The organism is Brachybacterium sp. sponge, assembly GCF_001613775.1.
Taxonomy (GTDB): domain Bacteria; phylum Actinomycetota; class Actinomycetes; order Actinomycetales; family Dermabacteraceae; genus Brachybacterium; species Brachybacterium conglomeratum.
The window spans coordinates 1671752-1693553 of the sequence record NZ_LRMP01000001.1; the positions used below are offsets into that span (position 1 = coordinate 1671752).

21 protein-coding genes are annotated in these 21802 nt (G+C 72.2%); 10 read left to right on the forward strand and 11 right to left on the reverse strand.

Translation table 11 applies throughout. The annotated features are described in order from the left end of the window. The first annotated feature begins 169 nt into the window (after positions 1-169). Together mca and A4A78_RS07370 are read left to right on the forward strand one after the other, a co-directional pair. On the forward strand, positions 170-1081 hold the full coding sequence (gene mca / locus A4A78_RS07365) for a mycothiol conjugate amidase Mca (RefSeq protein ID WP_062947650.1): 912 nt from the start codon (positions 170-172) through the stop codon (positions 1079-1081). Continuing rightward, a complete protein-coding gene (locus A4A78_RS07370; protein ID WP_062947651.1) occupies positions 1078-1533 on the forward strand; it encodes a hypothetical protein in 456 nt (151 codons plus the stop codon). Before mca ends, A4A78_RS07370 begins: the two co-directional genes overlap by 4 nt. A 28-nt stretch (positions 1534-1561) precedes the next feature. Here A4A78_RS07370 and A4A78_RS07375 read toward each other — a convergent pair whose 3' ends face one another. Then, a complete protein-coding gene (locus tag A4A78_RS07375) occupies positions 1562-2449 on the reverse strand; it encodes a hemolysin III family protein (RefSeq protein ID WP_062947652.1) in 888 nt (295 codons plus the stop codon). Positions 2450-2632: 183 nt separating this feature from the next. Here A4A78_RS07375 and A4A78_RS07380 point away from each other — a divergent pair, with 183 nt between their 5' ends. From A4A78_RS07380 to A4A78_RS07390, 3 genes are all read left to right on the forward strand, one after another. After that, the gene (locus tag A4A78_RS07380; RefSeq protein ID WP_062947653.1) at positions 2633-3391 is read left to right on the forward strand and encodes an isoprenyl transferase; all 759 of its coding nucleotides are present in this window, start codon (positions 2633-2635) and stop codon (positions 3389-3391) included. Between the two features lie 374 nt (positions 3392-3765). Beyond that, positions 3766-5076, forward strand: coding sequence for a PhoH family protein (locus A4A78_RS07385; RefSeq protein ID WP_231880970.1), 1311 nt, complete (start codon positions 3766-3768; stop codon positions 5074-5076). Between the two features lie 557 nt (positions 5077-5633). Continuing rightward, positions 5634-6539: a hypothetical protein gene (locus tag A4A78_RS07390; protein ID WP_062947654.1), complete on the forward strand. Its 906-nt coding sequence runs from the start codon at positions 5634-5636 to the stop codon at positions 6537-6539. Positions 6540-6782: 243 nt separating this feature from the next. Here the strand turns inward: A4A78_RS07390 and A4A78_RS07395 are convergent, their stop codons facing one another. The 5 genes from A4A78_RS07395 to A4A78_RS07415 form a co-directional block, all read right to left on the reverse strand. After that, the gene (locus A4A78_RS07395; protein WP_062947655.1) at positions 6783-7175 is read right to left on the reverse strand and encodes a MerR family transcriptional regulator; all 393 of its coding nucleotides are present in this window, start codon (positions 7173-7175) and stop codon (positions 6783-6785) included. Then, the gene (locus tag A4A78_RS07400; protein WP_141748235.1) at positions 7156-7542 is read right to left on the reverse strand and encodes a hypothetical protein; all 387 of its coding nucleotides are present in this window, start codon (positions 7540-7542) and stop codon (positions 7156-7158) included. Before A4A78_RS07400 ends, A4A78_RS07395 begins: the two co-directional genes overlap by 20 nt. Positions 7543-7654: 112 nt before the next feature. Next, complete coding sequence (locus A4A78_RS07405; protein WP_156488570.1) at positions 7655-8962, reverse strand: hypothetical protein; 1308 nt, start codon at positions 8960-8962, stop codon at positions 7655-7657. 47 nt (positions 8963-9009) lie between these two features. Continuing rightward, positions 9010-10425: an aspartate ammonia-lyase gene (locus A4A78_RS07410; protein ID WP_062947658.1), complete on the reverse strand. Its 1416-nt coding sequence runs from the start codon at positions 10423-10425 to the stop codon at positions 9010-9012. Positions 10426-10552: 127 nt separating this feature from the next. Next, on the reverse strand, positions 10553-11464 hold the full coding sequence (locus tag A4A78_RS07415; RefSeq protein ID WP_062947659.1) for a carbohydrate kinase: 912 nt from the start codon (positions 11462-11464) through the stop codon (positions 10553-10555). Between the two features lie 376 nt (positions 11465-11840). On the opposite strand from A4A78_RS07415, the gene A4A78_RS07420 reads away from it, so the two are divergent. Next, positions 11841-12431 (forward strand): DUF4245 family protein, encoded by a 591-nt coding sequence (locus tag A4A78_RS07420; RefSeq protein ID WP_231880863.1) that lies wholly within the window; start codon positions 11841-11843, stop codon positions 12429-12431. A gap of 7 nt (positions 12432-12438) precedes the next feature. Here the strand turns inward: A4A78_RS07420 and A4A78_RS07425 are convergent, their stop codons facing one another. Both A4A78_RS07425 and xseA read right to left on the reverse strand, forming a co-directional pair. Beyond that, positions 12439-12765, reverse strand: coding sequence for an exodeoxyribonuclease VII small subunit (locus A4A78_RS07425; RefSeq protein ID WP_062947661.1), 327 nt, complete (start codon positions 12763-12765; stop codon positions 12439-12441). Continuing rightward, complete coding sequence (gene xseA, locus A4A78_RS07430; protein ID WP_062947662.1) at positions 12762-14156, reverse strand: exodeoxyribonuclease VII large subunit; 1395 nt, start codon at positions 14154-14156, stop codon at positions 12762-12764. The genes A4A78_RS07425 and xseA overlap by 4 nt, the downstream gene beginning before the upstream one ends. 129 nt (positions 14157-14285) lie before the next feature. On the opposite strand from xseA, the gene A4A78_RS07435 reads away from it, so the two are divergent. Further along, entirely contained in the window at positions 14286-15299 is a 1014-nt protein-coding gene (locus tag A4A78_RS07435; protein WP_062947663.1) for a 4-hydroxy-3-methylbut-2-enyl diphosphate reductase, read from the forward strand. A 159-nt stretch (positions 15300-15458) separates the two neighbouring features. Continuing rightward, positions 15459-17483 (forward strand): VWA domain-containing protein, encoded by a 2025-nt coding sequence (locus tag A4A78_RS07440; RefSeq protein ID WP_062947664.1) that lies wholly within the window; start codon positions 15459-15461, stop codon positions 17481-17483. A gap of 110 nt (positions 17484-17593) precedes the next feature. Here the strand turns inward: A4A78_RS07440 and A4A78_RS07445 are convergent, their stop codons facing one another. Continuing rightward, entirely contained in the window at positions 17594-18802 is a 1209-nt protein-coding gene (locus A4A78_RS07445; protein WP_231880864.1) for a DNA recombination protein RmuC, read from the reverse strand. A 58-nt stretch (positions 18803-18860) separates the two neighbouring features. Next, entirely contained in the window at positions 18861-19229 is a 369-nt protein-coding gene (locus A4A78_RS07450) for a helix-turn-helix domain-containing protein (RefSeq protein ID WP_062947666.1), read from the reverse strand. A 256-nt stretch (positions 19230-19485) separates the two neighbouring features. Here A4A78_RS07450 and A4A78_RS07455 point away from each other — a divergent pair, with 256 nt between their 5' ends. Beyond that, entirely contained in the window at positions 19486-20136 is a 651-nt protein-coding gene (locus A4A78_RS07455) for an NAD(P)-dependent oxidoreductase (RefSeq protein ID WP_062947667.1), read from the forward strand. Positions 20137-20177: 41 nt separating this feature from the next. Here A4A78_RS07455 and A4A78_RS07460 read toward each other — a convergent pair whose 3' ends face one another. Then, positions 20178-20585: a hypothetical protein gene (locus A4A78_RS07460; RefSeq protein ID WP_156488571.1), complete on the reverse strand. Its 408-nt coding sequence runs from the start codon at positions 20583-20585 to the stop codon at positions 20178-20180. A gap of 129 nt (positions 20586-20714) precedes the next feature. Between A4A78_RS07460 and ychF the strand changes: the two genes are divergently transcribed. Continuing rightward, a complete protein-coding gene (ychF, locus tag A4A78_RS07465; RefSeq protein ID WP_062947669.1) occupies positions 20715-21800 on the forward strand; it encodes a redox-regulated ATPase YchF in 1086 nt (361 codons plus the stop codon). Positions 21801-21802: the final 2 nt, after the last annotated feature.

Here is a 21802-nt window from a genome sequence, read left to right on the forward strand (position 1 = left end):
AGGGGGCGAGGGACCGGTCACGTCCTGGGGCGGGGAGGCGGCCCGCGCCCTGCTCGCTCCCGGAGGGGTGGCGTACGATCAGGCGCTGGTGCAGGTGTCGCGGACCGTGTCGGTCGCGCGCGTGAACCGCACCGGGGCAGTGCCCCGCCCGTCGTCTCCGAGGAGTCCCGTGACCGTCCAGCTGCCCGCCCCCGATGAGTCCCTGCGGATGGTGGCCGTCCATGCGCATCCCGACGACGAGTCGTCCAAGGGTGCCGGGTCGACCGCACGCTACGCACGCGAGGGAGTGCAGGTCACGGTGCTCACCGCGACCGGCGGAGAGCGCGGCGACGTGCTGAACCCCCGCCTCCGCGACGATCCGGGGATCACCCCCGAGAGCCTGCCCGGGATCCGCCGCCGCGAGATGGAGCGGGCGAAGGAGATCCTGGGCGTGGACCACGAGTGGCTCGGCTTCGTCGACTCGGGACTGCCCGAGGGGGACCCGCTGCCGCCGCTGCCGGCCGGGAGCTTCGCGACCCTCCCCGTCGAGGAGGCGGTCCGTCCGCTGGTCGAGGCGGTGCGTCGTCTGCGCCCGCACGTGATGACCACCTATGACGAGAACGGCGGCTACCCGCACCCCGACCACATCCAGGTCAACCGCATCTCCGTGGCGGCCTTCGACCTCGCCGCGGACCCTGACTTCGCGCCCGAGCTCGGCGAGCCCTGGGAGGTCGCGAAGCTGTACTACATCAACGGCTTCCACCGTCAGCGCTTCGCCGCCGTGAGCCGTCACCTGCGCGCCGAGGGCACCCCCAACGAGGAGCTCGACCAGATGCTCCAGCACTACGACGAGAGCCACGACCGGCTGCTCACCACCCGCATCGACGTGCGCGACTATCTCGGGATCCGCGACGACGCGCTGCGCGCCCACGCCACCCAGGTCGACCCCGAGGGGCCCTTCTTCCGCATCGCGCACGACGCCGAGATCGCGGCCTGGGGCACCGAGGACTACGAGCTGCACATCTCCCGGATCGGCGTGAAGCTGCCCGAGCGGGACCTGTTCGCCGGGCTCCGCCACGAGACCGTGGAGGCCCGCCCGTGATCGGGGCAGGGCTCGGCGGAGCGGGCGTGCTCCCGGCCCTCGGCGCCGTGCTCCAGGCCGCGCCGAGCCCGTCGGACGGCGAGGAGTTCAACTCCGTCACCGTTTCCCCGGGACTGCCCGGTTTCCTTGCGACCTTCGTGCTCGCGGTGGTCGTCGTGCTGCTCCTGATCGACATGACGCGGCGCGTCCGACGGGTGCAGGCCAGGGCCCGGGTCGAGGAGCGCCAGGCGCAGCTCGAGCGCGAGGAGGCCGAGGCGGTCGAGCGCGAGCAGGCCGCAGGAGACGCCCCCGACGGCGGGCGCGCCGACGGCGAGGACGCCGAGGAGCCGCAGGCCGACGACCCGGACGCCGTGCCGGACGCAGAGCCCGCGGACTCTGCGGAGCCGTCGGACCCGTCGGACTCCTCGGACCCGTCGGACGACGACGCGCCGGAGGGCGACGAGCGCCGCTGAGCGCGCGCCGCCCGGGGAGCGGCTCTCCTCAGAGCACCGCCGCGGCGACGGCCGCGAAGTGGCAGCCGAAGCCGATCAGCGTGCCCGCGTGGAAGATCTCGTGGAAGCCGAACCAGGCGGGGGAAGGGTTCGGGCGCTTCAGCGCGTACATCACCGCGCCCGCCGTGTAGGCGATCCCGCCCACGGCCAGCAGGATCACCACCGGCCAGCCGCCGCCCGCGTGCAGCTGCGGCATGTAGAACACCGCCACCCAGCCGAGGGCGACATAAGCGGGGACGTACAGCCAGCGCGGCGCACCGGTCCAGAAGATCCGGAAGCATACCCCCACCAGCGCGCCGCCCCAGGCGATCGCGAGCAGCGTCAGCGCCTGGCGCGGGGCCAGCAGCGCCGCGGCGATCGGGGTGTAGGTGCCGGCGATGATCAGGAAGATGTTCGCGTGGTCGAAGCGGCGCAGGATGATCGCGTGCTGCGGGGACCAGGTGCCGCGGTGGTAGACCGCGCTGATCCCGAACAGCATCCCGGCCGTCAGCACGAACACCGCGCAGGCCAGGCGGATCGTGAGCGTCTGGCCGACGGCGACCAGCAGCAGCCCGAGCACGAGCGTGGTCGGGAAGGCGATCAGGTGCAGCATCCCGCGCAGTCGCGGCTTGGGCAGCTGGAGGCCGAGCTGGGTGGCGCGGCGTGCCATCGCCCGGGTCAGGGTGCGGGGCGCGAAGGGGAAGTTCTCCGCCGTGGGCAGGTCCTCGTCGCGCAGCTCGGTGGTACCGCCGCTGCCGGCGACGGCCTCCGCGATCTCGCGCGGCGCGGGGTCCTCGAGCGTCGGGGCGCCGCCGGGGGTGGCGGGGGACTCGTCGGCGTCGCGCGGGGTGCGGCCGGAGCCGCTCGCGGCGGCCTCGTCATGGGGTCCGGGGGTCATGGGCACACCGTAACCTACGCAACCGTAGGTTCGGTATGGGGGTGCTGTGACCGTCTCGTGCGGATTCCCCCCGATCGTCGGGCGGCGCTCCCGCCGTCGTCGATAATGGACGCAGCGCGCCGCACCCGGCGCGCCCCCGGGGCGGAGGTGCCGGGCGGGCACGACGAGGGGACGGAGGCGCGCATGGCCGGCGACGGGCTGCTGTACCGCGTGTACGAGCGCAGGCTGTCCAAGGAGCTCGAGTCCTTCGACCTCCCGCAGCACCTCGGGGTGATCGTCGACGGGAACCGTCGCTGGGCCAAGGCCGCGGGCGAGTCCACCGCCCAGGGCCATCGGGCCGGCGCCGCGAGGATCGTGGAGTTCCTCTCCTGGTGCGAGGACCTCGGCATCCCGCTGGTCACCGTGTGGATGCTCTCCACCGACAACCTCCGGCGCCCGCCGGAGGAGCTCGTCGCCCTGTACGAGATCATCACCTCGACCATCGAGCAGATCACCGACGCCGGCTACTGCGTGCGCCTGACCGGCAGCGCCGACTCCCTCCCCGAGGAGATGCGCGAGGGGATCGCCCGCCTGCAGCAGGAGACCTCGCCCGAGGCCCGCCTGACGGTCAACGTCGCGATCGGCTACGGCGGCCGCGAGGAGATCGTCCACGCGGTGCGCGAGCTGGTGCGGGACCTCGGCGCGCAGGGGAAGGGCATCGAGGAGATCGCAGAGGGGATCAGCGTCGGCGCGATCGCCGAGCACCTCTACACGCGCGGCCAGCCCGACCCCGACCTCATCATCCGCACCTCCGGCGAGCAGCGCCTCTCCGGCTTCCTGCTCTGGCAGTCGGTGCATTCCGAGTACTGGTTCTGCGAGACCTACTGGCCCGGGTTCCGCCGCATCGACCTGCTGCGCGCTCTGCGCGACTACTGCCGACGCGAGCGCCGCTACGGCGCCTGAGACCGTCGGCCTCCGTGCCCCGTCGGCCGCTGCGAGCGCGACGCACCCGCCCGCACCCTCCCCGCCTCGCGCTGTGAGCGGTGGCACACTGGCCCTCATCGGGAGCCCGCAGAACTCCCGATGACGATCGGGTGAACGTCGTGTCCGCCGCCCGCGGGACTCGCCCGACGGCGGGTGCGCCGAGGGCTAAGGTCCAGGCATCCGCGAGATTCCGGGAGGCTCCCATGGACGAGACGACCACTGCCCGCGAGACGACGACCGCCTTCGGCGGCAGCTTCTCGCCCGGACCGGACGGCGGGACGGCGGTGATCGGCGCCGCGAACCCCGACGGCGCCCCCGTGGTGCCCTCGCTCCGGCCCGGCACCGCCCAGCAGATGCTCGCCGAGATCAAGACGGGCGTGATCACCTACGTGCTGGACACCTCGGTGCTGCTCTCGGACCCGCTCTCGCTGCACCGCTTCGCCGAGCACGACATCGTGCTGCCGATCGTCGTGGTCACCGAGCTCGAGGCCAAGCGCCACCACCCCGACCTCGGCTACTTCGCCCGTCAGGCGCTGCGCATCCTCGACGACCTGCGCGAGCTGCACGGGAACCTCTCCGTGCCGCTCCCGATCGGCAAGGACGGCGGCCACGTGCACGTCGAGCTGAACCACATGAGCACCGCCTCGCTGCCCGACGGCTTCCGCCTCGGCGACAACGACACCCGCATCCTCGCCGTCGCGAAGAACCTCCAGCTCGAGGGCAAGAACGTGGTGCTGGTGTCGAAGGACCTGCCGATGCGCATCAAGGCCAGCGCCTCCGGCATCCATGCCGAGGAGTACCGGGCCGAGCTCGCCCGCGATCGCGGCTACACCGGCATGGTCACCACCTCCGTGGACGAGCAGACCATGACCGACCTCTACGACGGCCAGGTCGTCGAGGTGCCCGAGATCGCCCACCACCCCGTGCACACAGGCCTGACGATCACGAGCCCGCGCGGCTCGGCGCTCGGCCGCGTCACCCGCGACAAGCAGGTGCGGCTGGTGCAGGGCGACCAGACCGTGTTCGGGGTCGCCGGCCGCTCCGCCGAGCAGCGCGTCGCGATCGACCTGCTCCAGGACGAGTCCATCGGCATCGTCTCCCTCGGCGGCCGCGCCGGCACCGGCAAGAGCGCCCTCGCCCTCTGCGCCGGCCTCGAGGCCGTTCTCGAGCGCCGTACCCAGCGCAAGATCATGGTGTTCCGGCCCTTGTTCGCCGTGGGCGGGCAGGAGCTCGGCTATCTGCCCGGCGACCAGAGCGAGAAGATGGGCCCCTGGGGTCAGGCCGTGTTCGACACGCTCGGCTCGATGGTCTCCCAGAACGTGATCGACGAGGTGCTCTCCCGCGGCATGCTCGAGGTGCTGCCGCTGACCCACATCCGCGGCCGCTCGCTCCACGACGCCTTCGTGATCGTCGATGAGGCCCAGTCCCTCGAGCGCAACGTGCTGCTGACCATGCTCTCCCGCATCGGCCAGAACTCCCGCGTGGTGCTCACCCACGACATCGCCCAGCGCGACAACCTCCGCATCGGCCGGTACGACGGCATCGCGTCCGTGGTCGAGGCGCTGAAGGAGAAGGAGCTCTTCGCGCACATCACCCTGCAGCGCTCCGAGCGGTCGAAGGTCGCCGAGCTCGTCACCCACGTCCTGGACGAGCCGATCCCCTGAGGGGCGGGGCGGGGTGCCGGCGCTGAGCGCCGGAGGTCGGTCCATGCTGCGGTGGAGTCTCTGCGTTCACTGGCGGTATACCCGGACGGGGGCCGCATGGGCGCAAGCATCCCCGTATTCCGCCAGTGAGCGCAGGGGTCCGGGGTGCGCGGAGCCGGCACATCCCGCCTCCGCGGGCTCGCCGCGCTGAGTGTGAGACATCCAGACCCGCTGCGTCCGCGGGATCGCCGCCGCCACGTCGTCACGTCGCGCGTCGGCAGCGCATGCGTTGACTGGCGGCATAGCCGGACGGAGGCCGTATAGGCGGTAGCGTCCCCGTATTCCGCCAGTCAACGCAGAGGACCGCGGCGCGGGCAGGGGCGAGGCTCTCGGATCACGTCCGGTCCTGCCTCTGGCCGTCGGCACCTTTGCCCGGGCTGACCTTCCCTGCACGTTCCGGACCGGGATCAAGTCTTCCTAACGGCGCCAGCGCTGGGACTGTTCCTCCCCACCGGCGCTCCGTCCCCATGAGGGATGCGCGTCGTCGGCCACGAGTGGGGACATGCTCCGATGCCCTCATGAAGATCGACGGCATTGACCATCAGCGGACCCTCCGGGCGCAGGGCGTCGTCCGCGCCGAGCTCCTGCGGCGCACCGAACACGGCGAGCACCGCACCGTACGTCCCTGGTACGTCACGGACACCGCGCCGACCGATCTCCTCGCTCTGCTCGAGCTGGGTCTGCGCCCCACCTGCCTCGACGCGGCATCCCTGCACGGAGTCTGGACGCCGCCGCACACAGGCGTTCACGTGTTCCGACCTCGAATGCTGAGGCTGTCGCCCGAGCTCGAGGACGTGAGGGCGCTGCCCCTGCGGCGCGGACGGACGAACGGCACCGGGAAGAGACCGTTGCAGCGTCTCGTCCTGCACGGACCCGAGCTGCGGTCCTGGCCGGACGACGATCCCGTCCCTGACCTGGGCCTGGTGCTGGAGCACGCTGCTCGATGCCTTCCCAGGGTGAAGGCGGCGGTGCTCATGGAGTCCTCGCTCCAGCGCGGGCTGATCGGCCGAGGGCAGCTGGAACAGGTCCTCTCGAGGTTGCCGAAGGACATCCGTCGGACGCTCTCACGCGTGCGGGGCGATGCGGAGTCGGGCACCGAGACGGCCGTGCGCTGGTGGTTCGAGTCGCGGGGCATCGGCGTGAAGACTCAAGTGCGCTTCCCGTACGACGCACGGCGTGTGGATCTGCTGGTGGGGCGGAGCTGGATCATCGAATGCGACAGTCGCGAGTTCCATGACGATCCGCTGAGCTATGCCGACGACCGGGCGCGGGACCTGTACCTGGAGTCGATCGGGTACCGAGTCACGCGCCTGACGTGGGAGCAGGTGTTCCTGCAATGGCCGGACACTCGCCGGAAGCTGCAGACGATCCTCGGCCGCGGTGATCATCGACGCGAGCTCCGACGGAGTGCCCGGAGTGGCTGAACATCCGTGCGAGGACCGAGGACCGAGGACGTCGGAAGGGTGCCGGCCGGTGGGCGTGGTTGTGTTCACTGGCGGTATATGGGCACCGACGTTCTCTGGGGCGGAGGATCCCCGCATTTCGCCAGTGGTCACAGACGCCGCTGCGGCGGAGGCGGCGGCGACTGCAGGGTGACGCCGGGACGGCGACAGTGGTGGGGCGACGGCGGCGACGGACCGCGGGCTGTGCGTGCTCGGCGGGAGAGCTCAGCAGCCGAAGGGGGTGTCCGGCCAGGGCTCTCCGGAGTCGAGCTCGTCCCGCCAGGCGCGCAGTTGCCCGCGGGCGGCGGTGAGCTCGCGCTCCTTCTCGTCGAGCGCGGCATCGAGCGCGTCGAGGGCGGTGCGGGCGGCGTCGATCCGCTCGCGCACGGTGTGCGTGCCCTCCTTGGCACCCAGCAGGTCGCGCACCTGGGCGAGGCTGAAGCCCACGGCACGCAGCGACGTGATCACGGCGAGCTGGTCAAGGGCCGACTCGTCGTAGCGTCGGGCCCCGCCCGCCGTGCGCTCCGGCGCCGGCAGCAGCCCTTCGCGCTCGTAGTAGCGCAGGGCGTCCGGGCTGAGCCCGCTGCGGCGTGCGACCTCACCGATGGGAAGCGACATACCAGGAGTACAGCACGAGGCACGCAGTGGTCACGAGCGCCCGCACCACGTGGTGGGAGAGGTGGAACTCGCCGATCGTCCGCCCCCACAGCAGCGGAGCCGCGCAGACGAGCAGTCCGGAGAGCACCGCGAGCGCGATGAGCGGCTCCTTCGGCCCGGGAGGCCCGAGGCGCTCCGGCGCGACGGCGAGAGCGAAGGCCGCAAGGCTGAGGAGGGCGGCGGCGAGATAGACGAGGGCCGGAACCGCGAGGGCGGGGAGGCCGAGGCCCATGGCCGGTGCGGCCTTGGCGAGGGCCACGAGGGCGAGGAGCTGAGACAGGGCGAGGAGCGCGTAGGGCGCGAGCAGCAGGATCCACATGCCGCTCATCTCAGACCCTGGAGTGCGCTCCAGGTCAAGGTGCGACGTGCGCATCGGCACGGTGTGGCCCGACCGGGCAACGCGCGGCAGGGGCGGCTGTCGCGTTCGAATGCTTGCAGTGTCAGAGAGTCCGTCGTCCATGCGGAGGTGCGTGGCGCCCGTTCAGCCAGCCGTGGATGCTCTGCAACCCGTCGTGGTGCAGGTCGGGGCACCAGAATGGATCGAGATCCTGGCGCGCGAGAAGGAACCGCTCGCGCCAGGCCCGTGTCCCCGTATGCTCGATCGCGCTGACTCCGATCGACACGACAGCGAGCGTGACTCCAAGCGCCCCGAGTGTGGAGCTCGTCGACACGGATACCGACGAGTATGTGGTGGGACCGAGCCAGTGCGCCGTGAGTGCAGCGGTGAACGCGGCCGCCGCCGTCATCGCGAGCATCGCGGCGGGAAGCAAAGCGGGATGACGGCGCGTGTATACGGCGGCGGACGCTCGCGGTGCGGTCTCCGCGCTGGTTTCGCGTGCCCAGGTTCTCGAAGCACTCTGGACGCGGAGGATCGCGACCAAGGCACCAAGTCCGACGGCGGCGAGCAGGAGCGCGAAGGGCACGGCCAGCAACGGACCGTCGTACTCGAGCACGTCGGACAGCACGAGACCCGTGATTCCGGCGCCGACGAGCGCGAGGGGCCACGCGGAGAGAGACGAACCGTCTGCCGGCAGGCGAGCGTCGGACCGTCGTCGGCCGTGCATCGGCACGTCGTGCGCTGGATCCGCTTCGCGCCGGCGCTCGCGCGCGAGGATCACCGTCACTTGCTCGGGTGTCGACTCGACGGGAGGCCAGGCCGTCTCCAGCGCAATGAGATCAGCAGATGAACCGGCGGTTCGCCGTCGAACGAACAGACTCAGAACTGCGGCACTCAGACCGAGACCGGCGAACACCACTGCATGGAGACCGTCCCCCGGCTCCTCCGCAAGGAGCCCGACGACCGCGCCGGCTGCAAGAAGGCCGACGGCCGCGACCGCGAGGAGAAGGCCGGCGCGCCGCGCAGCAGGAACGACGAGCCGTCGACCGTCCTGCGCGGACAGACGTGCACGGGGCGCGCCGGCCCGTGCGAGGTGCAGTTCGATGGCCGGCAGCACCGTCCACACGAAGACGGTCACGAGCAGCGCCGCACCGGAGACCATCGCGCCGGCTCCGAGCATCAGCCCGATGAGGCGATCACCATAGTCTGAGGTCGAGAACGCCGGCACGTGCACGACCGCGAGCAGGGACTCGACCACCAGGATCACCAGCAGCGCGAGGAAAGCGAGCGGCGCCGCCGAGATCATCCAGCCCGCCACCGTGAAGAGCCCGCGCAGGAGCGCGAGCGGGAGCGGCATCGGCAGGGGCCGCACCGTCGTCGACGGTTCGCCCCCTGCCCGTTCGCGCGTCATGCACGACGCCGTGTCTGACCGAGATGCCGTGGCACCCGGAGCACGGATCAGGCCTTCGGCGCCGTCATCGAGAGGACGTCCAGGGCGCTGTCGAGCTGCTCCTCGGTGAGCTCGCCGCGCTCGACGAAGCCCAGCGCGATCACGGCCTCGCGCACGGAGATGCGCTCGGCGACGGCGTGCTTGGCGATCTTCGCGGCGGACTCGTAGCCGATCAGCTTGTTCAGCGGGGTGACGATCGAGGGGGAGGCCTCGGCGTAGAAGCGGGCCTTCTCCTCGTTCGCGGTGAGCCCGTCGACGGTCTTGTCGGCCAGCACCGTGGAGGCGTTGGCGAGCAGGCGGATCGACTCCAGCAGGCTCGTGCCCATCAGCGGGATCTGCACGTTCAGCTCGAAGGCGCCCTGCGAACCGCCCCAGGCGATGGCCGCGTCGTTGCCGACGATCTTCGCGCACACCATCAGCACGGCCTCGGGGATGACGGGGTTGACCTTGCCGGGCATGATCGAGGAGCCGGGCTGCAGGTCGGGGATCGCGATCTCACCGAGGCCGGTGTTGGGGCCGGAGCCCATCCAGCGCAGGTCGTTGCAGATCTTCGTGAGGGAGACGGCGATGGTGCGCAGCGCGCCGGACATCTCCACCAGGCCGTCGCGGTTCGACTGCGCCTCGAAGTGGTTGCGCGCCTCGGTCAGGGGCAGGCCGGTCTGATCGACGAGGTTCGCGATGACCTTCTGCGGGAACCCGATCGGGGTGTTGATGCCGGTGCCGACGGCGGTGCCGCCCTGGGGGACCTCCGCGGTGCGGGGCAGCGCCGCCTCGACGCGCTCGATGCCGTAGCGGATCGAGGCCGCGTAGCCGCCGAACTCCTGGCCGAGGGTGACGGGGGTGGCGTCCATCAGATGGGTGCGGCCGGACTTGACGACGTCCTTCCACGCCTCGGCCTTCTTCTCGAGCGCCTCGGCGAGGTGGGCGAGGGAGGGCAGCAGGTGCTCGACGACGCCGGCGGTCACCGCGACGTGCACGGAGGTGGGGAACACGTCGTTGCTGGACTGGGAGCAGTTGACGTGGTCGTTGGGGTGGGTCTCGGTGCCGGCGTTCGTGGCGAGGGTCGCGAGCACCTCGTTCATGTTCATGTTCGAGGAGGTGCCGGAGCCGGTCTGGTAGGTGTCCACCGGGAACTGGTCGTCGTGCTCGCCGGCGATGACCGCGTCGGCCGCGGTGACGATCGCGTCGGCGATGGTGCCGTCCAGCACCCCGAGCTCCTTGTTCGCACGGGCGGCGGCCTTCTTGACCTGGGCGAGAGCGTGGATGTGGGCGGGCTCGAGGCCCTGCCCGGAGATCGGGAAGTTCTCGACCGCACGCTGGGTCTGGGCGCGGTACAGCGCCGAGACGGGCACGCGCACCTCTCCCATGGTGTCGTGCTCGATGCGGTAGTCGCTCTGCTGCGCTGCGGGGGTGGACTGGTTCATCGACGGGCCTTCCTGTTCGTCTTCTCTGTCGGGTGGTCGGATCCGGTCCTCGGGCGGTCCTGGGCCGGTGGAGGGGGAGGCGGGCTGGGTCGGCGTGCCCGCGCAGCGGTGCCCCGGGCGGGGCGGGTCAGGTGAGCTCGTGGCTCCAGGGCGGGTTCGCGCCGGCGCGTGAGACGGTGATCGCCGAGAGCGCGGCGGCACGTCGGAGCACGGTCGCGAGATCGTCCGACGGGATCGCGGCGAGCATCTCGCGGCGATCCGCGCCGAGCAGGCCCTTGGCGGCCAGCGCGTCGAGGATCCCGGCGGAGAAGGTGTCGCCGGCGCCGACGGTGTCGACCACCTCGACCTGCACCGGCGCGACCTGCACGCGACCGCTGTCGGAGAATGCGACCGCGCCGTCGCCGCCGCGGGTCAGCACGGTGAGGGACGGGCCGAGATCGCGCCACGAGGCGGCGACGTCCTCGACGTCCTCGGTGCCGTACAGCCAGGCCACGTCCTCGTCGGACGCCTTGACGACGTCGGACAGCGCGATGTTCTCCTCGATCCGGGCGCGGACGTCCTCCGGAGCGCCCATCAGGGTGGGGCGCGCATTGGGGTCGTAGCTGATCGTCGAGGACCCGCGGGCGCTGCGCAGCAGGGCGGAGAGCGTCGTGGCCCCCGGCTCGAGCACGGCGGCGATGGAGGAGGTGTGCACGGCGTCCGGCGCCTCGGGCAGCCCGGCGGTGTCCGGGTCCCAGATGAGGTCGAAGGTGTAGGTCGCGGCGCCGTGCACATCCAGCACGGCCTCGGCGGTCGAGGTGCGGCCGGGTCGGACCGAGGCGGGCGTGAGCTGCACGCCGGACTCGTCGAGGTGGGCGCGGATCGCGTCGCCTCGGGCGTCGTCGCCGATCGCGGTGAGCAGATGGGCATCGTGGCCGAGTCGCGCCAGGGCGACGGCCACGTTCAAGGGGGAGCCGCCGGGGTGCTCGCGACGACCGCCATCGGCGTCGACGACGATGTCGGTGAGGGCTTCTCCGGCGATCAGGATTCTCGCGGTCACGCTTCGATCATCGCAGGTTTCCAGGGCGCGGGCGACATGAGCGGGGGAGGGGCGCCGTGGCCCGGATCACCCCGGGAGGCGGAGGGCGGCACGGGCGGGGACAATGGCCCGCATGCACGATGCCCAGTCCGAGAGCCCCGACCGCACCGCGAGCCCCGCCGGCGGCGGGGGTGGCCCTGTTCGCACGGGGGCTGACAGCGAGCGCGCCGGTCGCGCGGGGGCTGACGGCGAGGCCGCCGGTCGCACGGGGGCCGAGGGCGCAAGGGCCGACGGTGCGGCAGCAGCGAGCGCTGGGTCCGACGGCGCAGCGGCAGCGAGCGATGCATCCGACGGCGCGCGGGCCGAGTCCGCCGGGGCCGACGGCACACAGGCCGAGGTGACCGGCGCTGATGAGCTGCCCGGCGAGCGGCCGAAGTCCGCGTACCAGCTGCCGACCAAGCAGAACACGGTGCTGCGCAACATCGTCTGGGCGATCGTGCTGACCATGGTCGTGGTGATCGTGCTGGCGGTGGGCTTCTTCGGGGTGGGCAGCGACCTCGAGCGCGAGCCGCTGGAGAACTCCGAGGTGGACGTCGCCGCGACCGCCGAGCGCGCCCAGGACGTGGCCGACTTCCCCGTCGCCGTGCCCGCGACCGGCGAGGACTGGCAGGTGCGCTCGGCGCGCTTCACCGACGGGCAGAGCCCGCGCTGGACCGTGCAGTACACCGCGCCCGGCGGGGATCTCGTGACCCTCGCCGAGGACACCGAGGTGAGCGCATCGCTGCTGTCGGCCGAGATGCCCGGCGCGACCGTCACCGAGGAGACGAGCCTCCGGGGCGCCGAATGCCAGGTCCTCGGCGGCGGGGACGACGCGGAGCAGACCGGCATCGCCTGCCAGGGCGAGGGCTTCGGGATCCTCGTCCACGGCGCGGCCGATCAGGCCGAGCTCGAGCAGCTCATGGACGAGGCGCTCGCCGCCATCGGCTGACGGCCGTTCAGCGCTCGGCGCCGTCCTCCTCGCGCCGCGCGGCCACGGCGTCCTCGAGCCGCTCGCGGGCCCCGTCCAGCCACTGCTGGCAGCGACGGGCGAGCATCTCGCCGCGCTCCCACAGCGCGATCGAGTCCTCGAGCCCGCCCTGCCCGGACTCGAGGCGGCGCACCACCTCGACGAGCTGGTCGCGGGCCGCCTCGTAGGACAGCTCGGCGACATCGGCGGGGAGGGCCTTCTCGTCCCCGGCCGGGGTGACGGGCGCGGTGCCCGGGGTGCCGGGGGCGCCTTCGTCGGCAGTCAGTTCGTTCTCCGGGGCATCGGGCGTGCTCATGCGGTCTCCTCGTCGTTCTCGGTCCGGTCCTGCTCGGGGCGGGCCCGGTCGTCGGTCGGTGCCTGCGGGGCAGGCGGGGTGTAGGGGTCGGTGTCCACGTGCAGGGCGCCGAACCGGCCGCCGGCGACCCGCACCGACAGCGCCTCGCCGACCTCGCTCTGCTCGGGGGCGCGGATGATCGTGCCGTCGGCCGTCTGGACCACGGCGTAGCCGCGCTCGAGGGTCGCCAGCGGGCTCAGGGCCCGCACCTGCCTGCCGAGATGCGAGACCTCGTCGGCCGCCCGGTCCAGGCGCGAGCCGATCAGGGTGCGGGCCAGCGAGATGCGGGAGCGGATCTCGTCGGCGCGGCCGGCGAGGATGCTGGAGGGGTTCTCGAGCACGGGCCGCGAGCGCATGGCGTCCAGCCCCGACTGCTCCCGCTCGATGCGGGCGCGGATCGCGGCGCGCAGGCGCGTGCGGCCCAGGTCCAGCTGCTCGAGCTCGGCCTGGATGTCGGGCACCACGCGCTTGGCCGCATCGGTGGGGGTGGAGGCGCGGACGTCGGCGGCGAGGTCGATCAGCGGGGTGTCCACCTCGTGTCCGATCGCGGAGACGATCGGGGTGTCGGCCCCCGCGACCAGGCGGGTGAGCTGCTCGTCGGAGAAGGGGAGCAGGTCCTCGAGTGAGCCGCCGCCGCGCGAGATGATGATGACGTCCACGTCCTCGCGGGCATCGAGCTCCTTCAGCGCCGCGGAGACCTCCCGCACCGCCTTCGTGCCCTGGACCGCGACCTCGCGGATCTCGAACTGCACGGCGGGCCAGCGCCGACGGGCGTTGACGACCACGTCGCGCTCCGCGGCGGACTCTCGCCCGCAGATCAGCCCCACCACGCGCGGCAGGAAGGGAAGCGGCTTCTTCCGCGCGGCGGCGAACAGGCCCTCCGCGGCGAGCACGCGCTTGAGCTGCTCGAGCCGGGCCAGCAGCTCACCGAGCCCGACGGGGCGGATGTCGTCGGCCTCGAGCTGGAGGCTGCCGCGCTTGGTCCAGAAGCTGGGCTTGGCGTGCACGACCACGCGCGCGCCGGGCACCGGCTCGACCGGCAGGGCACGCAGCACGTGCTCGCGCACCGGCACCGAGAAGGACATGTCCACGTCGATGTCGCGCAGGGTCATGAAGCTCAGCCCCGCGCCCGGCCGACGGTTCAGCTGCACGATCTCGCCCTCGACCCACAGCGGGGACATCCGCGCGACGTACTCGCCGACCTTCACGGACAGCTGCCGTAGCGGCCACGGGTTCTCCGCCGTGGTCTGCGCGGCGGTCGCGGCGAGCGGCGGGCGGGCCCCGGCGGCCGGGGCGCCGGTCATCTCGGCGCCCTCGCCCGCCCCGCCCGGATCGGGGGTCGTCTGCGTCATGGGGTCCACTCTTCCACGACCGGCCGACATCGCGCGGACCGGAAGACAGCGGCAGTGGATGTCCCCGCCCTGTGGAGGGTTGGTGACTCTTGCCCCACGACCTGCCACTTCAGGCGCGGGCCTCCTACGATGGGAGGCGTGAGCACCGGAACCGTCCTCCTTGCCGAGCCCCGCGGGTACTGCGCGGGCGTCGATCGTGCCGTCGTCGCCGTCGAGCGCGCCCTCGAGCACTATGACGAGACCGTCTACGTCCGTCACGAGATCGTGCACAACAAGTTCGTCGTGGATCGCCTGAAGGAGAAGGGCGCCGTCTTCGTCGAGGAGGTCGACGAGGTGCCCGAGGGTGCGCTCGTGATCTTCTCCGCCCACGGCATCTCCCCGAAGGTCCGCGAGATGGCGGAGGAGCGCAATCTCCGCACCATCGACGCGACCTGCCCCCTGGTCACCAAGGTCCACAAGGAGGCGGTGCGCTTCGCCCGCCAGGACTACGACATCCTGCTGGTGGGCCACGTGGGCCACGAGGAGGTCGAGGGCACCGCTGGCGAGGCGCCGGAGTACGTGCAGATCGTCAACGGCCCCGAGGACGTCGACAAGGTCACCGTGCGCGACCCCGAGAAGGTCGTGTGGCTCTCGCAGACCACCCTCAGCGTCGACGAGACGATGGAGACCGTGGACCGCCTCAAGGAGCGCTTCCCCACCCTGCAGGCGCCGCCCAGCGACGACATCTGCTACGCGACCCAGAACCGCCAGGTCGCGATCAAGAAGATCGCCCCCGACGCGGACCTCGTCCTCGTCGTCGGCTCCCCGAACTCCTCGAACTCCGTGCGCCTGATGGAGGTCGCGCTCGAGGCCGGGGCGAAGGCCTCCCACCGCATCGACAGCGTCTCCGAGCTGCGCGAGGAGTGGTTCGAGGGAGTGGAGAGCGTGGGCGTGACCTCCGGCGCCTCCGTGCCGGACGTGCTGGTCCAGGAGCTGCTCGCCGAGCTCTCCGAGCGCGGCTTCGGCGATGTGAAGCCTGTGCGCACCGCCACCGAGGACCTCATGTTCTCCCTGCCGCGCGAGCTGCGCCAGGAGATGAAGAGCCGCGGCGAGTCCGACCGCCGCACCAAGCCCACCGGGGATCGCGCCACCGCCGAGTCCTGAGCCGTACCGGCGCTGTCCCGTCCGCCGGGACCCCGACGAGGTAGGCGCCGAACGCGCCGGTGCTCGCAGCGCGAGCGCTCGCGCCCGGCTCCTGACCCGACGGTCACTTCGGTGTGGAGACCTGCTCCGTCACCCGTCGGGATTCGGCATGATGGTCCGGTGATCCCACGCACGGCCGCCCGCCCGCTGTCCCTCGCGCTCCTGGCGACCCTGCTCGTCTCCCTCGCCGTGCTGGCCCCGGCCGGTCTGCCGCAGGCCCGCGCCGAGGGCTACAACACCGGCCGCACCGCACCGTCGATGCTGGTGGTGGACGGCTCGGGCTCGATGCGGGCCGACGACGTCGGCGGACGCAGCCGCATGGACGTGGCCAAGGAGGCGCTGAGCACCCTCGTGCCGATGCTGCCCGAGGACGCGAGCGTGGGCCTGATGACCTACGGCAACTCCGATCCTGCGACCGCGGCGAGCCAGGAGGCCGGCTGCCAGGACGTGAAGACCCTGGTGAAGCCCGAGGGACTGGACCGCCAGGCGCTGCTCGGCGCGATCGAGGGCGTGCAGCCCTCCGGGTACACCCCGATCGGCCTGTCCCTGACGAAGGCCGCGGCCGAGCTGCCGGAGGCGGAGATGCGCTCGATCGTGCTGGTCTCCGACGGGATCGACGAGTGCGGCGGCCCGCCGCCCTGCGAGGTCGCCGCCGATCTCGCGCAGAAGCACCCCGAGATGCGCATCCACACGATCGGCTTCAAGGCCGAGCAGGACGCCCGCGACGAGCTGGCCTGCATCGCCGAGGCGACCGGCGGCACCTTCGCCGACGCCACCGACGCCGAGACCTTGCGCGACGAGCTGCTGGTGAAGATGACCCGCGCGATCCAGGGGTACGCCACCCAGGGACAGCCGATCACCGGCGGGACCAGCCCCGAGACCGCCGTGGACCTCGCACCCGGCTCGTTCCTCGACGTGCTCGAGCACGGCAGCGCCGCGATCGACGACGGCGAGGGCTTCTCCCGCTTCTATCGTCTGCGGCTCGCCGAGGGCGAGATCGCGCATCTCACCGCGACGATGGTGCTGCCCGGCGGGGACGGGGACGCCAGCAGCCTCGCCCAGCTGCGCCTGGCCACCAGCTCCGCCGACGGGGTCGACTGCCGCATCGGCGAGGTCCAGGCCCGCGCGGAGGCCGACCTCGGCCAGGGGCCGATCACCGCGGCCGTCGCGACCCCGCGCCTGGGGGAGACCGCGAAGCTCACCTGCTTCGGGGAGGACGCCGACGGCACGGTGATCCTCGAGGTCGAGCGCACCGGCGACCCGGCACTCGAGGAGGCGGTGCCGGTCGAGCTGCAGTTCTTCGCGGAGGAGAAGGTGGCGCTGGACGGCCTGCCTCCCGCCGCGAAGTACGTGCGCCCGCAGGAGCCGCTCGCCGCCCCCTCCGACGGTGCGCAGATCCAGCCCGCGTTCTCCTTCGCCTCCGCCGTGCAGGACCTCGACGGGCCGATGCGCGGCACGATCATCCCCGGTGAGGTGCAGTTCTTCCGCATCCCGGCTCAGTACGGCCAGCAGGTCCGCGCGGCGATCGCGCTCGGCGAGTTCGAGGTGCCCGACGGGATGGGGCTGACGCTGCAGGCTCGGCTGTACTCGCCGCTGAGGGACGACGTGTACCTCGTGGTGCCGCCGTCGGCCTCGGGCGAGGCGACCGGGGTCTCGACGAAGGCCGCGCCGAAGACCACTCTGCAGGTGAACCAGGCGGCCCCGATCCAGTTCCGCAACCGCGAGGACGGCGGCACCGAGGCCCGCACCTCCTTCCTCGCCGGGGACTACTACCTCCAGCTCGCCGTGGTCCCCTCCGACTACTCGGCGCAGCGACTGTTCGAGGTGCCCTACGTGCTCGACCTCGATGCGGTGGGCGAGCCCGCCGAGGGGCCGGAGCTGAGCGGGCAGGGCGCCGTGGAGGACCGCTCCGCCGCGGATCCCGGCGCGGCTCCCCGGTTCTCCGACGGCGGGGGAGCCTCCGACAGCGGGGGAGCCTCCGACGCGGGCGGCGCGCCCGAGCTCGAGGACCCGCCGACCGAGGACGAGCGCAGCGGCGTCTCCATGCCGCCGGTGATGTGGGCCGTGCTCGGAGGGCTCGGCGGCGGTGTGCTGCTGGCCGCGGTCGTGATCGGCGCGGTCGTGCTGGTGCGCCGGGGCCGCTGAGCGGCCGACGGGGAGGGACGCGCGGTCGCGGCGGCAGGGAGCGGCCGGCGCGGCTGCGCCGGCGGCGCGTCATCCGGGTGGGGTCGACGGCGAGGCGCCTCCGTCCCGGATCAGCCGGCGGCGCGGCCCCCGCGGTCGTCGGCCGGGCGCTCCGGGCTCGCGAGCTGCGCGATCTCGTCCTCCTCGAGGGTGCGGGCACGGCGCGTGAGCTGCTCGACGTCCTCGACCGCGGTGCCGGCGAGGCCCAGGTCCTCGAACTTCCGCGCGGTCACCATCACCCTCGACTGCAGCGAGCCGACGGCCTCGTTGAAGGCGGCGACGGAGGAGTCCAGCGACCGCCCCACCTTCCCCAGATGGGAGGTGAACGTCCCGAGCCGGTGGTGGAGCTCGCGGCCCGCCTCGAGCACCTCGCGGGCGTCGCGGTTCAGCGAGTCGGTGCGCCAGGTGTGCGCGACCGTGCGCAGCAGCGCCATGAGCGTGGCGGGGGAGGCGATCACGACGTCCTTGGCGAAACCGTGCTCGAGCAGATCCGGCGCGGACTCGAGCGCGGCGGCGAGCACCCCGTCGCTCGGCACGAACAGCACCGTGAACTCCGGGGTGTCCCCGAGCGCCTTCCAGTAGGCCTTGCCGGCGATCTGGTCCACGTGATGGCGCAGCGCCCGGGCATGCGCGGTGCGCCGGGCGCGGGCGCGCTTCGGGTCCTGCTCCTCGACCGCGTCGAGATAGGCGTCCATCGGCGCCTTCGCGTCCACGACCAGGGTGCGCTCGCCGGAGAGGTGGACGACGAGGTCGGGGCGCTGGCCTTTCTCCCCGTCGGCCCGGGTACCTCCGAGCTGCTCGGAGAAGTCCACGTGCTCGAGCATCCCCGCGGCCTCGACGATCCGGCGCAGCTGTACCTCGCCCCAGCGGCCGCGCGAGGCCGGGGCGCGCAGCGCGGCGGTGAGTGCGGTGGTGCCCTGTTCGAGGGATTGGGCCCGCCGCCCCAGCTCGCCGAGGTGATTGCGCAGCGCGCCCTCGGCCTCGGCGCGCGCCGCCTCGGAGCGGGCCAGGTTCCGCTCGAGCTGGGCGAGGGTCGCGGTCAGCGGGGCGAGCGTGCGCTGCAGCTCGGCCTCGCGCTCCTCCTCGGCGGCGTCGCGCCGGGCGACGTCCCGCTCGTGGCGCTCGTCGGCCAGGCGCAGCAGGCGATCGGCCGAGTCCTCGCCCGCGCGGCTCTGCGTGAGCGCGGAGCGCATGCGCTCGCGCAGCACAATGAACGTCACGGCCGCGCCGAGCAGCGCGCCGAGGACGAGACCCAGCAGGAGCATCGTGGTTCCGCTCATGGGTTCAGCACATCACGGGGGTGGGACAGCTGAGCGGACCCGCGCACCCGGCGCGCGGTCAGACGTTGGCGGACACGGCGTCCCGGGAGGCCTGCACCTCGCCCATGTGGTCGGTCGCCCAGCCGATCAGTGCCCCGAGCGGCTCGAGCAGCGAACGCCCCAGCTCTGTCAGCTCGTACTCGACGCGCGGCGGGATCTCGGGGTGGACAGTGCGCAGCACGAGCCCGTCGGCCTCGAGGGAGCGCAGCGTCTGGGTGAGCATCTTCTGGGAGATCCCGTCGACCGTGCGCAGCAGCTCGGAGAAGCGGCGCGGACCGTCCTCGAGCGTGGTGATCAGCAGCACCGTCCAGCGGTCGCCGATGCGGTCCAGCAGGCGGCGCGAGGGGCAGGCGCGGGCGAAGGGGTCGTACGGGCGTGGGGCGGACATCTGGCGGTCTCCTGGAGGACGGTAACGACGGCGGACGGGCTGTGGGTGAAAGGCCGACGGCCCGCCGGGCCGGGACTTCTCACGGGAGAGGGCCGACGGCGGCGAGGGGTTACCGCGAAGTGCCTACTTCCCTGCAGAGAGCAGGTTACCTACAGTGAGCATGCAGGTCCACGCTTCACAGTGGATCCCTCATCGAGACGGCACCCTCGACGGTGCCTCGCAGCAGCGCCCCGCAGCGGGCGCGGAAGGAGAGCACATGGCTCGCATCGTCATCCTCGGCGGCACCGGCTACGCGGGAGGCCACCTCGCGCAGGAGGCCGCAGGCCGCGGCCACGACGTCCTCGCGCTCAGCCGCACCGCTCCCGAGCAGGTCCCCGCCGGGGTCACCCATCGCGCCGGCGACGTGCGCGAGGAGTCCTTCCTCGCCGAGGCGCTCGACGGCGCCGACGTCGTCGTCTCCGCCCTCTCGCCCCGCGGCGACATGGCCGACCTCGAGGCATTCCGCGCCCTGATCGCGTCCGTCGGCCGCCTCGCCCGCGAGAAGGGCGTGCGGCTCGGCGTGATCGGCGGGGCCGGCTCGCTGCTGGTCGCCGAGGGCGGCCCGAAGCTCGTGGACACTCCCGAGTTCCCCAAGGAGTTCGCCGAGGAGCCGCGCGTGCTCGATGCCGTGCTGCAGGACCTGCGCGGCGCCGAGGAGGGGCTGGACTGGTTCTTCGTCAGCCCCGCCGGCGGCTTCGGCTCCTTCGCTCCGGGGGAGCGCACCGGCGCCTATCGCATCGGCGGCGACGTGCTGCTGACCGACGAGAACGGCGACTCCAACCTCTCCGGCCAGGACCTCGCCGTCGCACTGGTCGACGAGATCGAGACCCCGGCCCACCGCCGCACCCGCTTCACCGTCGCGTACTGAGCGTGTCCTGCCGGGCCCCGTCGGCCGCGGGTCGACGGGGCTCAGGCGGGCAGTGATCCCGTGCGGATCAGGTGGTCGAACTCGCGGGCGAAGCGCTCGGCGTCCGCCCTGCGGTTCGGCACCATCGCGATGTCGCGGCCCGTGGCGTGCGACACGCGCACCCGGGTCAGGAGCCCTGGGCGGTACTCCACCCCGGAGACCTTCGCCGCGGGGATCTCGCGCTTGATCTTCGACCTCTTCAGCGGACCTGCCACCGAGGCGAGGAGGAAGCGGGTCGCGCTCGCGATCATCACGTCGGGGAAGTCCCCGGCGACACCGGGCAGCACGAGCAGGACCTCCTCCTTCGGATCGAGCAGCGAGGGGATGTCGCGGCGCAGGCCCGGGCTCTCGAACAGCTCGTTCCGGTTCAGGGCGGTCGCGTAGGTCATCTCGGCGCGGCTCGTGGTCACGGTGCGAGTCTAGGGACCGTGCCGCGGCGTCGGTCCGGGCGGGGGTGGGGCGCGCCGGGAGGCGAAGGTCCGCGATCTCACGGTCCGAAGGCGTTGCCGCGGCGTCCGTGCCTCGTAGACTCATCTCCCGTGGCTCTTACTATCGGAATCGTCGGGCTGCCCAATGTCGGCAAGTCCACCCTGTTCAACGCTCTGACCCGCGCGGAGGTCCTCGCGGCGAACTATCCGTTCGCGACGATCGACCCCAACGTCGGCGTGGTCCCGCTGCCCGACCCGCGCCTGGCTCAGCTCGCCGAGATCTTCGGCAGCCAGAAGCTGCTGCCGGCGACGGTGTCCTTCGTGGACATCGCCGGGATCGTCAAGGGAGCGAGCGAGGGTGAGGGCCTGGGCAATAAGTTCCTCGCCAACATCCGCGAGGCCGAGGCGATCTGCCAGGTCACCCGCGCGTTCTCCGACCCCGACGTGACCCGCGTGGACGGCTCCGTCGACGCCGCCGGGGACATGGAGACCATCACCACCGAGCTGATCCTCGCCGACCTCCAGACCATCGAGAACTCGATGCAGCGCCTGGAGAAGGACACCAAGCGCGGCCTCATCGATGCCGCCGTGCTCGAGAACGTCACCAAGGCCAAGGCCCTGCTCGAGACCGGCAAGACCCTCTACCAGGGCGCGAAGGACGCCGGCATCGACGTCACCCAGCTTCGCGAGCTGCAGCTGATGACCGCCAAGCCCTTCATCTACGTCTTCAACACCGACGAGGACGGCCTCGCCGACACCGCCATGCAGCAGCAGCTGCGCGATCTCGTGGCGCCGGCCGAGGCGATCTTCCTGGACGCCAAGTTCGAGTCCGAGCTCATCGAGCTCGACGCCGACGAGGCCGCCGAGATGCTCGAGAGCACCGGCCAGGAGGAGTCCGGCCTGGACCAGCTCGCGCGCGTCGGCTTCGACACGCTCGGTCTGCAGACCTACCTCACCGCCGGTCCCAAGGAGTCCCGCGCCTGGACCATCCCCAAGGGAGCGACCGCCCCGCAGGCCGCCGGCGTCATCCACACCGACTTCGAGCGCGGCTTCATCAAGGCCGAGATCGTCTCCTTCGACCAGCTGATCGAGGCGGGCTCGATGGCCGAGGCGAAGGCCAAGGGCTGGGTGCGCATGGAGGGCAAGGAGTACGTCATGCGCGACGGCGACGTGGTGGAGTTCCGGTTTAACGTCTAGCG

Bases quoted from the DNA above. Each gene is read 5' to 3' on its own strand.
- A4A78_RS07435 (WP_062947663.1), top strand. From the start codon at position 14,286: ATGGGAGGCGTGAGCACCGGAACCGTCCTCCTTGCCGAGCCCCGCGGG.
- xseA (WP_062947662.1), bottom strand. From the start codon at position 14,156: ATGACGCAGACGACCCCCGATCCGGGCGGGGCGGGCGAGGGCGCCGAG.
- A4A78_RS07405 (WP_156488570.1), bottom strand. From the start codon at position 8,962: ATGACGCGCGAACGGGCAGGGGGCGAACCGTCGACGACGGTGCGGCCC.
- A4A78_RS07375 (WP_062947652.1), bottom strand. From the start codon at position 2,449: ATGACCCCCGGACCCCATGACGAGGCCGCCGCGAGCGGCTCCGGCCGC.
- A4A78_RS07395 (WP_062947655.1), bottom strand. From the start codon at position 7,175: ATGTCGCTTCCCATCGGTGAGGTCGCACGCCGCAGCGGGCTCAGCCCG.
- A4A78_RS07380 (WP_062947653.1), top strand. From the start codon at position 2,633: ATGGCCGGCGACGGGCTGCTGTACCGCGTGTACGAGCGCAGGCTGTCC.
- A4A78_RS07410 (WP_062947658.1), bottom strand. From the start codon at position 10,425: ATGAACCAGTCCACCCCCGCAGCGCAGCAGAGCGACTACCGCATCGAG.
- A4A78_RS07425 (WP_062947661.1), bottom strand. From the start codon at position 12,765: ATGAGCACGCCCGATGCCCCGGAGAACGAACTGACTGCCGACGAAGGC.
- A4A78_RS07445 (WP_231880864.1), bottom strand. From the start codon at position 18,802: ATGAGCGGAACCACGATGCTCCTGCTGGGTCTCGTCCTCGGCGCGCTG.
- A4A78_RS07455 (WP_062947667.1), top strand. From the start codon at position 19,486: ATGGCTCGCATCGTCATCCTCGGCGGCACCGGCTACGCGGGAGGCCAC.
- A4A78_RS07450 (WP_062947666.1), bottom strand. From the start codon at position 19,229: ATGTCCGCCCCACGCCCGTACGACCCCTTCGCCCGCGCCTGCCCCTCG.
- A4A78_RS07400 (WP_141748235.1), bottom strand. From the start codon at position 7,542: ATGAGCGGCATGTGGATCCTGCTGCTCGCGCCCTACGCGCTCCTCGCC.
- A4A78_RS07390 (WP_062947654.1), top strand. From the start codon at position 5,634: ATGAAGATCGACGGCATTGACCATCAGCGGACCCTCCGGGCGCAGGGC.
- A4A78_RS07385 (WP_231880970.1), top strand. From the start codon at position 3,766: ATGCTCGCCGAGATCAAGACGGGCGTGATCACCTACGTGCTGGACACC.